Origin of the sequence: Streptomyces sp. NPDC020299 (assembly GCF_044387825.1) — a bacterium.
Taxonomy (GTDB): Bacteria; Actinomycetota; Actinomycetes; order Streptomycetales; family Streptomycetaceae; genus Streptomyces.
Genome location: NZ_JBIRWL010000001.1, coordinates 134762 through 149410 on the forward strand (window position 1 = coordinate 134762; position 14649 = coordinate 149410).

At 70.1% G+C, this 14649-nt stretch carries 10 protein-coding genes and 4 pseudogenes; 9 read left to right on the top strand and 5 right to left on the bottom strand.

The window, feature by feature from the left end; all coding sequences use genetic code 11:
* The first annotated feature begins 686 nt into the window (after positions 1-686).
* The 3 genes and pseudogenes from ACH45E_RS00625 to ACH45E_RS00635 form a co-directional block, all read left to right on the top strand.
* Complete coding sequence (locus ACH45E_RS00625; RefSeq protein ID WP_361436798.1) at positions 687-2243, top strand: MFS transporter; 1557 nt, start codon at positions 687-689, stop codon at positions 2241-2243.
* A 54-nt stretch (positions 2244-2297) separates the two neighbouring features.
* The gene (locus ACH45E_RS00630) at positions 2298-2795 is read left to right on the top strand and encodes an FBP domain-containing protein (RefSeq protein ID WP_361436795.1); all 498 of its coding nucleotides are present in this window, start codon (positions 2298-2300) and stop codon (positions 2793-2795) included.
* A 219-nt stretch (positions 2796-3014) separates the two neighbouring features.
* A pseudogene (locus tag ACH45E_RS00635) lies at positions 3015-3206 on the top strand (IS982 family transposase); the annotation flags it as partial.
* A 75-nt stretch (positions 3207-3281) separates the two neighbouring features.
* Here the strand turns inward: ACH45E_RS00635 and ACH45E_RS00640 are convergent.
* Entirely contained in the window at positions 3282-4094 is an 813-nt protein-coding gene (locus ACH45E_RS00640) for a helix-turn-helix transcriptional regulator (protein ID WP_361436791.1), read from the bottom strand.
* 101 nt (positions 4095-4195) lie between these two features.
* On the opposite strand from ACH45E_RS00640, the gene ACH45E_RS00645 reads away from it, so the two are divergent.
* Positions 4196-5032: an SDR family NAD(P)-dependent oxidoreductase gene (locus tag ACH45E_RS00645; protein ID WP_361436788.1), complete on the top strand. Its 837-nt coding sequence runs from the start codon at positions 4196-4198 to the stop codon at positions 5030-5032.
* Here ACH45E_RS00645 and ACH45E_RS00650 read toward each other — a convergent pair.
* Both ACH45E_RS00650 and ACH45E_RS00655 read right to left on the bottom strand, forming a co-directional pair.
* Positions 5013-5261 (bottom strand): annotated as a pseudogene (locus ACH45E_RS00650) (transposase); the annotation flags it as partial. The gene ACH45E_RS00645 and the pseudogene ACH45E_RS00650 sit on opposite strands and share 20 nt — an antisense overlap.
* Before the next feature lie 175 nt (positions 5262-5436).
* Positions 5437-6351 carry a transposase gene (locus ACH45E_RS00655; protein WP_399039690.1) on the bottom strand — a complete coding sequence of 305 codons (915 nt, stop codon included), beginning with the start codon at positions 6349-6351 and terminating at the stop codon, positions 5437-5439.
* Between ACH45E_RS00655 and ACH45E_RS00660 the strand changes: the two are divergent.
* From ACH45E_RS00660 to ACH45E_RS00680, 5 genes and pseudogenes are all read left to right on the top strand, one after another.
* A pseudogene (locus ACH45E_RS00660) lies at positions 6296-6409 on the top strand (IS3 family transposase); the annotation flags it as partial. The gene ACH45E_RS00655 and the pseudogene ACH45E_RS00660 sit on opposite strands and share 56 nt — an antisense overlap.
* A gap of 348 nt (positions 6410-6757) precedes the next feature.
* A pseudogene (locus tag ACH45E_RS00665) lies at positions 6758-7578 on the top strand (hypothetical protein); the annotation flags it as partial.
* Positions 7554-9227, top strand: a complete 1674-nt coding sequence (locus ACH45E_RS00670; protein WP_361436785.1) for an FAD-dependent oxidoreductase — start codon at positions 7554-7556, stop codon at positions 9225-9227. The pseudogene ACH45E_RS00665 and the gene ACH45E_RS00670, both read left to right, overlap by 25 nt.
* On the top strand, positions 9224-10672 hold the full coding sequence (locus tag ACH45E_RS00675; RefSeq protein WP_361436782.1) for an ATP-binding protein: 1449 nt from the start codon (positions 9224-9226) through the stop codon (positions 10670-10672). The genes ACH45E_RS00670 and ACH45E_RS00675 overlap by 4 nt, the downstream gene beginning before the upstream one ends.
* Entirely contained in the window at positions 10669-11019 is a 351-nt protein-coding gene (locus ACH45E_RS00680; protein ID WP_361436779.1) for a UBP-type zinc finger domain-containing protein, read from the top strand. Before ACH45E_RS00675 ends, ACH45E_RS00680 begins: the two co-directional genes overlap by 4 nt.
* A gap of 4 nt (positions 11020-11023) precedes the next feature.
* On the opposite strand, the gene ACH45E_RS00685 is transcribed toward ACH45E_RS00680, so the two are convergent.
* Positions 11024-12235 (bottom strand): SGNH/GDSL hydrolase family protein, encoded by a 1212-nt coding sequence (locus tag ACH45E_RS00685; protein ID WP_361436776.1) that lies wholly within the window; start codon positions 12233-12235, stop codon positions 11024-11026.
* Complete coding sequence (locus tag ACH45E_RS00690) at positions 12232-14580, bottom strand: glycosyl hydrolase family 95 catalytic domain-containing protein (protein ID WP_361436773.1); 2349 nt, start codon at positions 14578-14580, stop codon at positions 12232-12234. The genes ACH45E_RS00685 and ACH45E_RS00690 overlap by 4 nt, the downstream gene beginning before the upstream one ends.
* Positions 14581-14649: the final 69 nt, after the last annotated feature.

Consider the following 14649-nt stretch of genomic DNA (forward strand, 5'->3'; position numbering starts at 1 on the left):
GCGGGGCCCCCCCCCCCGCCCTCCCCCGGGGACCCCCCCCCCCACCCACCCCCCCCGGGGGGCCCCCCCCGGGGGGGGGTTTGCCCCCGCCCGCCCCACAACCCCCTTCCGTGTGTGCGGGCGGTCGGCAATTCCGGTCGCGCGGTGGCGTCGATGGGATACCCTGTCCGGGATTTCGCGCGGCAGGTTCTCTGCCGCCCCACTCGGCGCGCTCGGCGTCGACACGCACCGCGTGCCCTGCCCGGAAGGAGGCGAGAGACATGGACCGTGCCGAATGCGTTGCGGCCATAGTTGCCTCCGGCCGTGTGCCCTCCCTCCTCTGCGGCGCGCGGTAACTCTTCCCCCTTCCTGTTTCTTGTCTTCGGCATCTTCCTGAGATGCCGCGTCACGAGATGTCCTGGCCAGCGCGGTTCGTCGCCACGCGGGCCGCGGGGGCGCGTGCCCGAAGACGGGCCCTTCTTTTGCTGGTCACCGTGATCTCGGCACTCTCCGCCTCACGACCAGCAAGAGCGCCGGCGTGAGTGACACGCAGCTGGTGAGGCAGGCCCCGGGTGCTGTCCGCGGTTCCCGCTGCCCCACCGCCATGCCGTGTCCCCGTGCTGCGTACACCGGCCCGTCGTCACCACTGCGACCGTCCCTGGCCGGCTGTCTCGACAGCACTTCGACACGAAACGTGCGTGATCGCCATGAGCAAGAAACGTCCCGAACGTCCCGGAGGGGAATCCCTCCCGTCCGCCCCTTCCACGGCCACCGACCGTTCCCCGGACCGCGAGGTTCCCGCCGCGACTCCGGCACCGGCACCGGATCCGAAGCGCTGGTGGGCGCTGGCCGTCATCGCCCTCGCCCAGCTGATGGTGATCCTTGACGGCACCATCGTGAACATCGCGCTGCCCTCCGCCCAGCGCGCTCTCGGCATGTCGGACGCCGACCGGCAGTGGGTGATCACCGCCTACACGCTGGCCTTCGGCGGGCTGCTGCTGCTCGGCGGCCGGATCGCCGATCTGGTAGGCCGCAAGCGCACCTTCGTCATCGGCCTGGCCGGGTTCGCCGCGGCCTCCGCGCTGGGCGGCGCGGCGGCCGGTCCCGGGATGCTGTTCGCGGCGCGGGCCCTGCAAGGTGCGTTCGCGGCGGTCCTGGCGCCCTCGGCCCTGTCGCTGCTGACGACGACGTTCACCGACCCCAAGGAGCGGGCCAGGGCGTTCGGGGTCTACGGTGCGCTGGCCGGCGGCGGCAGCGCGGTCGGGCTGATCGTGGGCGGTCTGCTGACCGAGTACCTGAACTGGCGCTGGTCCCTGTACGTCAACGTGCCCATCGCGCTGGCCGCCCTGCTCGGCGCACCGGCCTTCCTGCGCGACCGCTCCGGCCGCCGGGGCGGGCACCTGGACGTGCCGGGCGCGCTGCTGGGCTGCGGCGGGCTCGTCGCCCTCGTGTACGGCTTCAGCGAAGCCGAACCTCGCGGCTGGACCAGCCCGTCGGTGCTCACGCTGCTCGTGGCCGGCGTGATCTTGCTCGCTGCCTTCGTGTGGTGGCAGAGCCGCGCGGCGAGCCCGCTGCTGCCGCTGCGCATCGTCAAGGACCGTGTCCGGGCCGGATCGCTCGCGACGATGGGCTTGGCCACCATCGGCATGTTCGGCGTCTTCCTGTTCCTGACGTACTACCTGCAGGTCGTCCTCGGCTACCCGCCGGTGCGGACGGGCCTGGCCTTCGTGCCGATTTCGGCCGGTATCGTCATCGGCGCGACCCAGATCGCGGCCCGCCTGCTGCCACGCACGGCGCCGCGCACCTTGATGTCGTCCGGCATGGTGCTGGCCGCCGCCGGCATGGTGCTGCTCAGCAGCCTGACCGTGCATGCGCAGTACGTCCCGCACGTGCTGCCCGCCCTGCTGCTGCTCGGTCTGGGCATGGGCCTGACCTTCATGCCGGTCTACGCGACGGCCACCGCCGGCGTGCCCGCGCAGGACGCCGGCGTGGCCTCGGCTGTCCTTAACACCGTTCAGCAGATGGGCGCTTCGCTGGGCACCGTACTGCTCAACACCATCGCCACCGGCGCCACCAGCCGTTACGTCCACTCGCACGTGCACGATCCGGCCCACTACGGCGCGACCCTCGACGAAGGCATGGTGCACGGCTTCTCCGTCGCCTACTGGTGCTCGGCGAGCGTCCTGCTGCTCGCCGCCCTGGTAGCGGGCCTCACCGTACGGCACAAGACGCCGAAGCACGCCGGAAACGACGCACCGGCCTAGCGAGCCGGGGTCGTGTCCCGCCACCGTCCACCTCACCTCTCGAAGGGATCCTCCATGAAACGCCTGACCGAGCACGACATCCGTACCTCGTTCGTCAACTGCTCGAAGGGCGAGGCCAAACGCCTCCCCCTGCCCAAGAACCTGGCGGACCTCGACCACTGGGACGACCTGGACTTCCTGGGCTGGTTCGATCTGTCCGCACCCGATCGCAGGTATCTCGTCGTCGAACGCGCCGATGCACTCGTCGGCCTGTCCCTGCGCTCCGCTTCCGGCAACCGCGGCTTCCTGCGCCGCAGCCTGTGCTCGCTGTGCCTGACCACGCATCCCGGCAGCGGTGTCTCCCTCATGACCGCCCCCAAGGCAGGCCCGGCCGGCCGCGAAGGCAACTCGGTGGGCCTCTACATCTGCGCCGACCTGGACTGCTCGTTGTACGTACGGGGCAGGAAGAAGGCGGCACCGGGCGGGCGCATGGAGGAGTCCCTCACTATCGAGCAGCAGATCGAGCGCCTGCGCGGCAACCTCGACGCGTTCGTGGAGCGGGTCTTCCACTGAGGCCGGCAGGGGCTCGACGGCCATCGTCGCCGAGCCCCCTGTCCACTCCTTGCAGCGCCGTCTCCTCGCGGCTCCTCCGGTCTTACGCGCCGGACCTCAGAGGGCGTTTGAAGTAGGCAGATTGCCCTTGATGCCCTAGTGCGTTCCTGGCCTGGTGGGGGCGGTCTCGTCCCCTATGCGCCTGGTGGGGTTGTCGACCGAAGCAAAGTGGATCATTGAGTGAAGACCGAAGACCTGGACGCCCTGCTGACCGCACTGCACGTGAAGATCGACGACGAGTTGGAGGCGGAGCGATGGATGGGCTGCCCACCGCAGTTGAGCGATGCCGAGCTGGTCACGCTCGCGGTCGCGCAGGCACTGCTCGGCTTCCGCTCCGAGGCCCGGTGGCTGCGGTTCGCCCGCAAGAACCTCGCCGCGACGTACATTGAGGGGTAGGGGAGGCAAGGCACCCGCACCACGAGCGGCCGACGCGATGACGACGGCTTGTCAGACGGCTGGTTCCGCGAGCAGACGCAGCGCCTCATAGGACCTGCTGCCCGACTCTGCGGAATAGACCACCAACTGCTGGCCCGGCGCGGAGGGCACGAGAAACCGTTCGAGATCGAGGGTGAGGGTACCGGCCCGCGGGTGAACGATCGTTGCCCTGCCATTGGTTCGGCCCCGGACATCATGCCTGGCCCAGAGACGTCGGAAGCTCTCGCTACGCATGGACAATTCCTCTACCAGCGTCTCCAGGTCCGGATCGTCCATCTCCGTGCCGGCCAGCCCGCGCAGGCACGCCACGAAGTCCTCACGCGGATCCGGTTCGACCAGGAAGTTACTCGGCTCCAAAAACACGGTTCGGACGAGGTTGGTCCCCGGTGTGTGCGCGGGCGAGAGAGCCTGGGCCAGCGGATTCGCCGCCAACACCATGAACGTATGGGTCTGCACGTACGCGGGCGTCGCCGGCCAGGAGTTGATCAACCGAGCCAAGGTTGGAGACACCCGATTGCTGTGAGCACTCCCGCGCGAACGCGGGACAGAATTGGCGAGCGCGAACAAGTGTGTGGTTGCGGACTCGTCGAGCCGTAGAGCCTGAGCGAGCGCCCGGAGGATCTCCGCGGACGGCCGCCGGTCACGTCCCTGTTCCAGCCCGAGGTAGTAGTCCACGCTGATACCGGAGAGCGTCGCAACTTCTTCGCGGCGCAGGCCAGGCACGCGCCGACGTGGGGTCTCAGGAAGACCGACATCTGTGGGACGGACCAGCTCGCGACGAGCCCGCAAGTAATCGCCCAGCAGATTCACGGTGCGGTCATCCATGGGGCAAGGATAAGCCGGAACGAGCTCCGGACCCTGGTGCCGACAGCACCAGGGCCATGGCTCACTTCCTCGGCTTCGCCCCGGGACCTAGCGTCGGGTCCATGGCAGCAGAAACACTTGACGGCCTGACCGCCGTCGTCACCGGTGCCAGTTCCGGCGTCGGCGCAGCCGCGGCACGGCGGATGGCCGCGATGGGTGCGTCAGTCGTAGTCGTGGGCCGTGCGGTGACCAGAACCCGCGCTGTCGCCGACGAAGTCGGCGGCACCGCCCTTCCCGCGGACTTCGCACGCTTCAGTGAGGTGCGCGAACTCGCTCAGCACCTGAACTCCCGCCTACCGCGCATAGACATCCTGGTCAACAACGCCGGAGTCGTTTCACCTAAACGGGAAACGACTCCGGACGGTCATGAATTGACTGTGCAGGTCAACTTTCTGTCATCTTTCCTGCTGACATCGCTTCTCTGGGAGAAGCTCTTGCAGGCTCCCTCTGCTCTTGTCATCAACACGAGCTCCAGTCTCTACCGGTTCGGCAGGCTCGACCCGGACGATCTGGACCTGAATCGGAGCCGCTACGGACAGATGCGCTCGTACAACGCATCGAAGCTGGCAAGTGTCATACACGCCGCCGAGATCAACCGCCGGGCACCGGACACAATGACTGCTGTTGCGTTCCACCCAGGCACCGTCCGCTCCGGCTTCGACCGCAACTCCGCACTGGTCACGGCAGTAAAGGCAAGCTGGATCGGTCGGCGCCTGACGCAGTCACCGGAGGAGGGCGCGGAGCCGATCGTCCAGATCGCCACCACCGACCGCAGCAGACTGAGAAACGTCTTCTACAACCGGCTTGAGCCGGAGCCGCTGCGTGCCCCCGCCGCGGACCCGGATCTCGGTGCCCGGCTGTGGGAGCGGGCCCACGAGGTCACCCACGCATCGACATGACAGTCCCCCTGGCGAGATTGTCGATCGAGGCGATGTGGATCACGGCCTCGGAGCTGGCGGTGAGGGTCTCGTAGTCGCGGGCGAGGCGGCGGTGCATCATGATCCAACCGATACTCCGCTCCACCACCCAGCGCCTTTTCACGACCTGAAAGCCGCGGCTCTCCGGATTCCGGTTGACGACTTCGACGTCGATTCCGAGGGTGGCGCCGTGCTCGACGACGGCATTCTTGACCTCGATTCTTCAGCTGTGGCGTGACAGCGGTCGGCTCGGCTGGCTGCCCGTAATGTCCTCTGCCGTTCGAGGACGGGCCGTCGCGTGACGCCGCGGGCGCGCCGGGTTCCACGGGCCCGGGAGAATGCTGGTTCTGCTCCTTCCTGGTCGTCGTCGGGGCGAAGGGCGGCCGTCAGGTGGCGGCCGGGAGATCGGTCAGACGGGCCCAGGCGGTGGTGAACGCCGCGGCCCACGGCCAGGAGGCGTCGATCCGCAGGGTCCGGCTGCGGGCGTGTCTCGCCAGACGGGCGGGCAGGTGGTAGAGCCGGAAGCGCATGGTGTCCGGCTCGGCGTGGGGCAGGTCCTCGATGTCGTGCAGGGCCAGAAGGCGGACCCAGGCGTCCAGATCGCAGGCGAGGTTGGCGGCCGGCATCCAACCCCGGTTGATCTCCCACGATTTCGACGGGAGGTTGTGCAGTCCCATCGTCTTGTTCGTGCGGACGCGGCCCTCGACCTCGGCGTGGTCGCGGTGCAGGGCGTCCAGGAACTGCGGCCGGCGGGAGCCGGCGATGCCCCACATGTGCCGGATGTTGGTCGCGGTGATGCTGTAGCGCCAGCCGGTCTTCTTCTCGAAGTCTGTGAGTCTCGCAAGCTGCCGTCCCGAGGGGCGAACCCGCCGGACGATCAGGCGCATTCCCTCCGGCCAGCCTTCCCGGGTGTTCACCTCGGTGAGCTCTGCCAGGAAGTAGCCCTCCTGCAGTGTGCCGTCCTGTTGCAGCGAGGCCTCCCACGCCGTCTCGGGAAGTTGGGCGATCGCCTGTTCGCCGGTGTCGGTCATCTTCCATCCCACGCTGTAACGCACGGTGCGCCGGGCGGTGTTCAGCGATTCGAGGTGATCGACGAGGCCGCGGGTGGCCCCGACGCCGTCGACCCGGACGAGGATCTTGGCGTGGGAGGAGTCCGGTATCTGCGCGAGCGCCTCCTTCAACACCCGCAGATGGTCGGCCACCGTGTTGTCGGGTAGCCCCAGCACATTACTGCGCCGGGGTCGGGTCCAGGTCGAACTGCTCAACCGCAGACGGTGGCGGACCCGGCTGGAACTGTCCACCGCGCTCTTCGAGTACCTGGAAATCTTCCACAACCGACAGCGTCGGCACTCGGCACTCGGCACTCGGCATGCTCAGCCCGGTGGAGTACGAACTCCGCACCCCACCAGTAGCCTGAAAACCAAGCAACTCGACTTCACCCAACTCGGGACAGTCCGGAGACTCCACAAATCTCGGTACAGCTCAATGCCGGTGGTCCGCTCGACGAGGAGTGGTACGAGGTCCCCCGCCGGCCGACCGTTGACCTCGATCACGCGGGGACCGCTCGCCGTCAGCCGCAGCTCGACTGAAGCACCCCCGGCTCAGGCCCAGAGCCCGGACCGCGGCGGCCACGACCCCTTCAACAGGCCGCTCGACCTACTCGACATCGCCTGACCTGCACGATCACCCGCAAACAGGACTTAACGAGCCTGCCTCATGCCTCCCGCCTCGGACACGAGAAGATACCGAGGGAGAAGCAGTACTTGCGTGTACTGCTTCGCCCGCAAGTCGCACAGCTATCTGGACCCCGACACCGGCCTCGGCTTCGACTCGCAGATCGTGGTCAAGGTGAACGCGCCGGACCTGCTGCGCCGCCAGCTCGGCTCGCGCCGCTGGCAGGGCGACCACATAGCGATGGGCACCAACGTCGACTGCTACCAGCGCGCCGAGGGCCACTACGGCCTGATGCCGGGGATCATCTCCGCCCTGCGCGACCACGCCAACCCCTTCTCGATCCTGACGAAGGGCACGCTCATCCTGCGCGACCTGGACCTCCTGGTGCAGGCCTCCAAGGTCACCGACGTCGGCATCTCCGTCTCGGTCGGCTTCACCGACCCCGCACTGTGGCGCACGGTGGAGCCGGGCACGCCCGCCCCCGAGCGCCGCCTGAATGGTTCATGGCCTGGCTGGCGCAGCACCACCCGTATCTGGTGCGCCGCTACGAGCGGCTGTACGCCTCGCGGGCGCCCGGTCGCAGATGCAGCACCAGCGGTGTGACGGGAGCGGCCCCGGAGGCGGCGATCGCGCGCACGGTGGCGGCGCGCAGCGGGGCCGGGTCGTCGCTGAGGAACGGGATCACCGGGGCCATCAGGACCCCGCAGTCGATGCCGTGCTCGGCGAGGGCGCGTACGAGCTCTGGTGGTCGCCTACCCGCAGGTACTCACGTGCTGCCCGGATCGCCGTTGCCGTCGCCATGGCCCTCCCCGTCACGTACGGTCGTTCTATGGCACCTGAGAGGTCTACCGTAGGTGTAATTATGACCGTGGACGACGACCCGGGGGTCTCCCGCGCCGTCGCCCGTGACCTCAGGCGGCGCTACGGGGAGTCGTACCGGATCGTGCGCGCGGAGTCCGGCCAGTCCGCGCTGGACGCGCTGCGCGAACTGAAGCTGCGCGGCGACCTGGTCGCGGTGATCCTGGCCGACTACCGCATGCCGCAGATGAACGGCATCGAGTTCCTGGAACGGGCCCTGGACGTGTATCCGGGCGCTCGCCGCGTGCTGCTGACGGCGTACGCGGACACCAACGCGGCGATCGACGCGATCAACGTCGTCGACCTCGACCACTACCTGCTCAAACCCTGGGACCCGCCGGAGGAGAAGCTCTATCCGGTGCTGGACGATCTGCTTCAGGCGTGGCGGCACAGCGACTACCGGGCCGTCGCCAGCACCAAGGTCGTCGGGCACCGGTGGTCGGCGCGGTCCTCGGACGTGCGCGAGTTCCTGGCCCGCAACCAGGTGCCGTACCGCTGGTACTCGGCCGAGGAGCCGGAGGGACAGCGGCTGCTGGCCGTGGCCGGGCAGGACGGGCAGCGGCTGCCGCTGGTGATCACCCCGGACGGCACGGCCCTGGTCGAGCCGGAGGCGCCCGAACTGGCCGCGCGGGTGGGGCTGGCGACGACCCCGACGGCCGACTTCTACGACCTCGTGGTCATCGGCGGCGGCCCGGCCGGGCTGGGCGCGGCCGTGTACGGGGCCTCCGAGGGCCTGCGGACCGTGCTCGTGGAGCGGTCGGCGACCGGCGGGCAGGCCGGGCAGAGCTCGCGGATCGAGAACTACCTCGGCTTCCCTGACGGCGTCTCCGGCGCCCAGCTCACCGACCGGGCACGGCGGCAGGCGGCCAAGTTCGGCGCCGAGATCCTCAGCGCGCGCGAGGTGACGGGACTCGAGATCAGCGGGGCGGCCCGGGTCGTGCGGTTCTCGGACGGCTCGGCGATCGCGGCGCACAGCGTCATCCTGGCGACGGGCGTGCAGTACCGGCAGCTGGAGGCTGCCGGCTGCACCGACCTGACCGGGTGCGGGGTGTTCTACGGCTCCGCGCTGACCGAGGCGGCCGCCTGCCAGGGACACGACGTGTACATCGTCGGCGGCGCCAACTCGGCGGGGCAGGCGGCGATGTACCTGTCCAGGTTCGCCAAGTCGGTGACGCTGCTGGTGCGCGGCCCCGACCTGGCGGCGTCGATGTCGCACTACCTGATCCAGCAGATCAACGAGGCCCCGAACATCTCGGTGCGCAGTCACACCGTGGTCGACTCCGCGCACGGCTCCGACCGCCTGGAGCGGCTGACGCTGCGTCATGTGGCGACCGGGGACAGCGAACAGGTCGACGCCCAGTGGATGTTCGTGTTCATCGGGGCAGCTCCGCTCACCGGCTGGCTGGGCGAGACGGTGCTGCGGGACGAGCGGGGCTTCATCCTGGCCGGACCCGATCTGAGCGCCGACGGCCGGCCGCCGGCGAGCTGGGAACTGGACCGGTCGCCGTACCACCTGGAGACCAGCGTGCCCGGCGTGTTCGTGGCGGGCGACGCCCGCGCCGAGTCCGCCAAGCGGGTCGCGTCCGCCGTCGGAGAGGGAGCCATGGCCGTGATGCTCGTCCACCGGTACCTGGAGCAGTCGTGAGCGGGCAGCCGATGCCGTGCAGCCCGCAGGAGGTCGCCTCGCTCTTCCTGTTCGAGAAGCTCGCCCCCGAGCAGCTCGGGCGCCTCTGCGCCGCGGGCCGGGTGGAGCTGTACCAGCCCGGCCCGGTGTACACCGAGGGTGATCCGGCGACCTGCTTCTACGTGATGATCGAGGGCACGGTGGTGCTCTCCCGCCGGGTCGGCGGCGACGACGTGGAGGTCGTGCGGACCTCGCAGCGCGGGGCGTACTCGGGCGCCATGCAGGCCTACCTCGGGGACCGGGTACGGAAGGTGTACAACAACTCGATGCGGGTCACGGAGCCGACGCGGTTCTTCGTGCTGCCCGCCGACACCTTCGCCGAGATCATGAGCGAGTGGTTCCCGATGGCCGTCCACCTGCTGGAGGGGTTGTTCTTCGGTACGAAGAGCACGCAGGCCGCGATCGGGCAGCGCGAACGGCTGCTGGCGCTCGGCTCGTTGTCGGCCGGTCTCACGCACGAGCTCAACAACCCGGCGGCGGCGGCCGTGCGCGCCACGGCGACGCTGCGGGAGCGGGTGGCCAAGATGCGGCACAAGCTCGCCGTGATCGCCGAAGGGCCCTTCTCCCGCGATCAGCTGGCGGAGCTGATCGAGATCCAGGAGCGCACGGCCGAGCGGGTCGCCAAGGCCCCGGCGCTCAGCCCGCTGGAGGCCTCGGACCGCGAGGACGCCCTCTCCGACTGGCTGGACGACCACGGCATCGACTACGGCTGGCAGCTCGCGCCGACGTTCGTGCAGGCCGGGCTCGACATCGACTGGCTGGAGCAGGTCGCGGCGGCCGTAGGCGAGGAGATCCTGCCCGGGGCCGTCGGCTGGCTCAACTACACCATCGAGACCGAGCTGTTGATGAACGAGATCGACGACTCGACCAACCGCATCTCGCACCTCGTCGATGCCGCCAAGCAGTACTCGCAGCTGGACCGCGCGCCCTACCGGGTCGTGGACGTGCACGAACTCCTGGACAGTACCCTGCTGATGCTGTCGGGCAAGATCGGCCCGCGCATCGGGGTCGTCAAGGAGTACGACCGCACGCTCCCGGAGATCCCCGCCTACCCGGCGGAGCTCAACCAGGTATGGACGAACCTCATCGACAACGCGGTCTCGGCCATCAACGGCGCGGGCGGGGACGGCACCCTGACCGTGCGGACCGCGCTGGACCACGAGCGGCTCCTGGTGGAGTTCCGGGACACCGGTCCCGGGATCCCGCCGGAGATCCGCGGCCGCATCTTCGATCCCTTCTTCACCACCAAGCCGGTGGGCCAGGGCACCGGGCTGGGTCTGGACATCTCCTGGCGGATCGTCGTCAACAAGCACCACGGCACCCTCCAGGTGGAGTCGGTGCCGGGCGACACCCGCTTCCAGGTCCTGCTGCCCCTGACCGCCGAGACGCCCGAGGAGGCAGCATGAGCGGCGAGTCCGCGATCGACCCGAGTGTGCCGCCGAGCGGCACCGGCTGTGTGGAGTGCGACGAGGCGGGCGGCTGGTGGTTCCACCTGCGGCGCTGCGCGACGTGCGGGCACATCGGCTGCTGCGACGACTCCCCCGCCAAGCACGCCACCGCCCACCACAAGGCCACCGGCCACCCGGTGATCCGCAGCTTCGAGCCGGGTGAGGCCTGGTTCTGGAACTACGACACCAGCGAGGTGTACGACTCCGGCCCCGAACTGGCCCCGCCGGCCGCCCACCCGGCGGACCAGCCCACACCGGGTCCCGCGGGGCGGGTCCCGGCCAACTGGGCGGAAACGCTGCGCTGAGTTCCTACGGGCCGGCGCAGTCGAGGGTGTGCAGATCGACCGCGTCGGCCATCGCCTGCATTCCCTTGTCGTTGGGGTGCAGGTGGTCGCCGCCGTCGAGGAACGGCAGGATGCGCTCGGGGTCGTAGGGGCTGCGCAGGACGCGGTCGAAGTCGGTGACCGCGTCGAACTCCCCGCTGTTGCGGACGAATTCGTTCACTTCCTGCCGTACGGCCTCCGCCGCCGGGTCCCATTCGGGCCAGCCCTTGAACGGGCCGACGGTCGCCCCGACCACGCACTTCCCGGCCGCGTGCGCCCGGTCGGCGATCTCCCGGTAGCCGGCGATCAGGTCCTGGGCGGTGACGCCGCTGTGGGCCTTGATGTCGTTGACGCCCTCGAAGAGGAAGACGGTCCGCGCACCGGGCTGGGACAGGACGTCCCGCTCCAGCCGGTGCCGGGCGCTCTGCCCGGCACCGTCGGCCAGGACCATGTTGCCGGAGATCCCCTCGTTGGCCACCCCCCGGAGCGGGCTGCCGGCCGTGTTCAGGCGCCGGGCGAGGTAGTCGGGCCAGCGGCGGTCGAGATCGGTGGTGGACTGCCAGCCGTCGGTGATGGAGTCACCGAGGGCGACGACGGCGCCGGTGGCCCTGTTCGGCGGCCGTACGGAGACGGCGTCGAGGTAGAACCAGGAGCCGGTCGTGCCGCTGAAGTGGTCCGCGCTCTCCTCACCGGTGTGATCGCCCTGGGTGAGGTACGACGTCTGCATGGCCATGCCGTGACCGGTGGCGGGGCCCGCCGCGTCCGCACTGTGCAGGCTCACCACGAGGTCGGTCGCGGCGGGCAGGGCGCCGGACAGCGGATCGCTCCAGACGGTGGCCCCCGCCGGTACGGTGACCGTGCGGGCGCCGTCGAAGGTGAGCCGCCGGTTGCTGCCCCGCCGCAGCGCGGCACCCTGGTCCTGGACCCCGGCATAGACGCTGTCGAGGGTCAGCGGCCGGTCGCCGAAGGCGTTGGAGAGCCGGACCCGCAGGCCGCTCCCGGCGGCACTGGTGTGCACGACCAGCCGGTAGGAGCGGTCGGCGACGCCGTCGCCCAGCCGGTCGGCGCTCGCCGCCCAGGTGACGACGACGCCGTGCGGGACGACCGTGCCCGACGCCCGGGCGGGGGCCGTCTGGCAGGCGAGGACGGTCAGCAGGACGGCCGCGAGGCGGCAGAACCGCGTGCCGCGGCGGCTCATCGGGCGAAGTCCTTCAGCGTGACGGACTCGCCGGGGCGCAGGGTGACCGTCCGGGCGGTGCCGCCGTACGCCACCTCGGTCCTGTGGCCCCCGACGCTCCGGATCCGGGCCTCGGTCGGCTTGCCGTCCTTCCAGCGCAGGTCGACGACGAAACCGCCCCGCGCCCCCGCCCCGGTGAGCGACCCGGACGCGGCCCAGGCGTCCGGAAGGGCCGGCAGCAGCTCCAGCCGGCCGGGTCGGGAGTACAGCAGCATTTCGGTCATCGCTGTCGGTGTACCCATATTCGCGTCGATCTGGAAGATGCCGCGGCCCCGCGCGACCTCGTAGATGTCGAAGAGGTTCGGTGCGGTTCCGTTGCCGCCGCCGGTGGAGGGGCGCAGGTTGGTGGCGACCAGCTGGTAGGCCCTGCCGGCGTCCTTCAGCCGGGCCCAGCACAGGGCGCGCCAGGCGTTGGCCCAGCCGAAGCTGTTCATGCCGCGGGCGGTGAGCAGTGCGGTGGCGCCCTTGACGATGCCGTCGGGGGTGGAGCCGTCGGGGCGGATGCGGTCGCCGGGGAAGAGGCCGATGAGCGGGGACAGGTGCCGGTGGGTGGTCTCGCCCAGGTTGTCGGGCGACATCCACTCCTCCAGCCAGCCCGTCTTCGGGCTCACGACGGGGAGGTAGAGGCGCTCGCGTAGCGCGCCGACGGTGCGGGCGTAGTCGGCGTCCCTGCCCAGTTCGGCCGCGGCGGTGCGGTAGTTGCCGAAGAGCGCCCAGACGAGTTCCTGGGCGTAGGTGATGCCCTTGGCGTCGAGCGGGCCCTGTTCCGGTGACCAGTCGCTGTCGGCGATGAGGACCTCCCGGCCGGTGTCCGGCAGGGTGTGGGTGATCAGCCGGGCTTCCCAGAACTCGCAGGCGCCCTTGAGGAGCGGGTAGATCTTCTTCAGATGGGCCCGCGACGCGGTGAACTCGTAGTGTTCCCAGAGGGAGTTGCACAGCCAGGCGTTGCCCGCCGGGTGCCACCACCAGCCGCCACCGCCGTACGGGTTGGTGGAGATGGCCACCGTCCAGCCGGCGTTCTTCCCGCTGGAGTTGCGGTAGCGGTTGCGGGAGTCGTTGAAGAGTCTCCTGGTGAGGTCCGTCCAGGAGGGGAGCTGGGCCACGCAGTAGTCGGTGAACGCGTCGAAGCAGGACGGCAGGCCCACACGGTCCGCCATCCAGTAGTTCATCTGGATGTTGATGTCGGTGTGGTAGTCGCCCATCCAGTCCGGGTCGTTCCCGTCGAGCCACAGTCCCTGAAGGCCCGTCGGGAGGCTGCCGCGGGAGCCGGCGATCATCAGGTAGCGGCCGAACTGCAGGTAGGCGGCCTCGAGTTCGGGGTCGGGATGTCCGGTGTCGAAGCGGGCCTGGATCCGTTCCCAGGTGTCCAGCTCGCGCTGCCGCGCCGTGGAGGTGCCGAGCGACAGGTCGAACCGCCCGGACAGCGTCCGGTGGTCGGCCGCGTGGGTGCGCAGCAGCGAGTCCGCCGAATGCCGGGCGGCCGCCTTGGCCTTGCTGCGGGCCAGCGCCGGCGGATCGAGCGACGGGTCACGGTAGTGGGCGGCGGCGTCGGGGGCGTAGTCGGTGCCGCCGCTGAGGACGACGGTCAGTTCCCGGCAGCCGGTGAAGGTGATGTGCGAGCCGCTCACGCGCACGCTGCCGCCGCTGCCGTGGGCGCGGACGGCGGCCCCGTACGTCAGCCCGTTGGCGAAGGACCCGGCGAACGAGTCGGCCTGGCCGCCGGTCTCCCCGTGCGTGCCTTCGAGGGTGATGGTCCCGGTGTATCGCCCGCCGCCGTCCTGGCCGAAGTACAGGACGATCACGTCGTCGGGGCGGCTGGCGAACATCTGCCGCCGGTAGGTCACCCCGGAGCGGACGTACGACGTCGTCACCACGCCGTTGTCGAGGTCGAGGGCACGGTGGTAGCCGGAGACGGCGCCCAGGTCGTGGTCGGGGATCTCGACGGTGAGCCGGGCGAGCAGGGTGAGGGAGCCGAAGTCGGCGCGGCCGTAGGGGAACTGGCCGTCGGAGTCGAGGGTGTCGTTGAGCCCGCCGGTCCACATCGTGGCGTCGGTGATCAGGAGGAGCTCGCGGCCGGGGTCGTTGCTCGCGAGTGCGCCGAGACGGCCGTTGCCGACGGGCAGACCCTGCTCGATCATCGAGCCGTCGTCGGCGGGCGCCCGCCACCAGAGCCGGTGACGAGACGCCGTGAGCGGCTCGGAGGACCGCGGCGGGACGGCACTCGCGGTGAAGGAGGGAAGTCCGGCGAGGGCTCCGGTGGCGGCGGCGAGAGCGAGAAGGCCGCGTCTGCTGGGGTGGTTGTCCATGGCGTGCCCTTCGGTGAAACGCCCCGTCAGGGGCGCGGGGAACTGCGCGACCGGCCACAGCGGGCTCGC

Excerpts from the sequence above, each read along its gene's own strand:
- ACH45E_RS00625 (WP_361436798.1), top strand. The coding sequence starts at position 687 with ATGAGCAAGAAACGTCCCGAACGTCCCGGAGGGGAATCCCTCCCGTCC.
- ACH45E_RS00630 (WP_361436795.1), top strand. The coding sequence starts at position 2,298 with ATGAAACGCCTGACCGAGCACGACATCCGTACCTCGTTCGTCAACTGC.
- ACH45E_RS00640 (WP_361436791.1), bottom strand. The coding sequence starts at position 4,094 with ATGGATGACCGCACCGTGAATCTGCTGGGCGATTACTTGCGGGCTCGT.
- ACH45E_RS00645 (WP_361436788.1), top strand. The coding sequence starts at position 4,196 with ATGGCAGCAGAAACACTTGACGGCCTGACCGCCGTCGTCACCGGTGCC.
- ACH45E_RS00670 (WP_361436785.1), top strand. The coding sequence starts at position 7,554 with ATGGCACCTGAGAGGTCTACCGTAGGTGTAATTATGACCGTGGACGAC.
- ACH45E_RS00680 (WP_361436779.1), top strand. The coding sequence starts at position 10,669 with ATGAGCGGCGAGTCCGCGATCGACCCGAGTGTGCCGCCGAGCGGCACC.
- ACH45E_RS00685 (WP_361436776.1), bottom strand. The coding sequence starts at position 12,235 with ATGAGCCGCCGCGGCACGCGGTTCTGCCGCCTCGCGGCCGTCCTGCTG.
- ACH45E_RS00690 (WP_361436773.1), bottom strand. The coding sequence starts at position 14,580 with ATGGACAACCACCCCAGCAGACGCGGCCTTCTCGCTCTCGCCGCCGCC.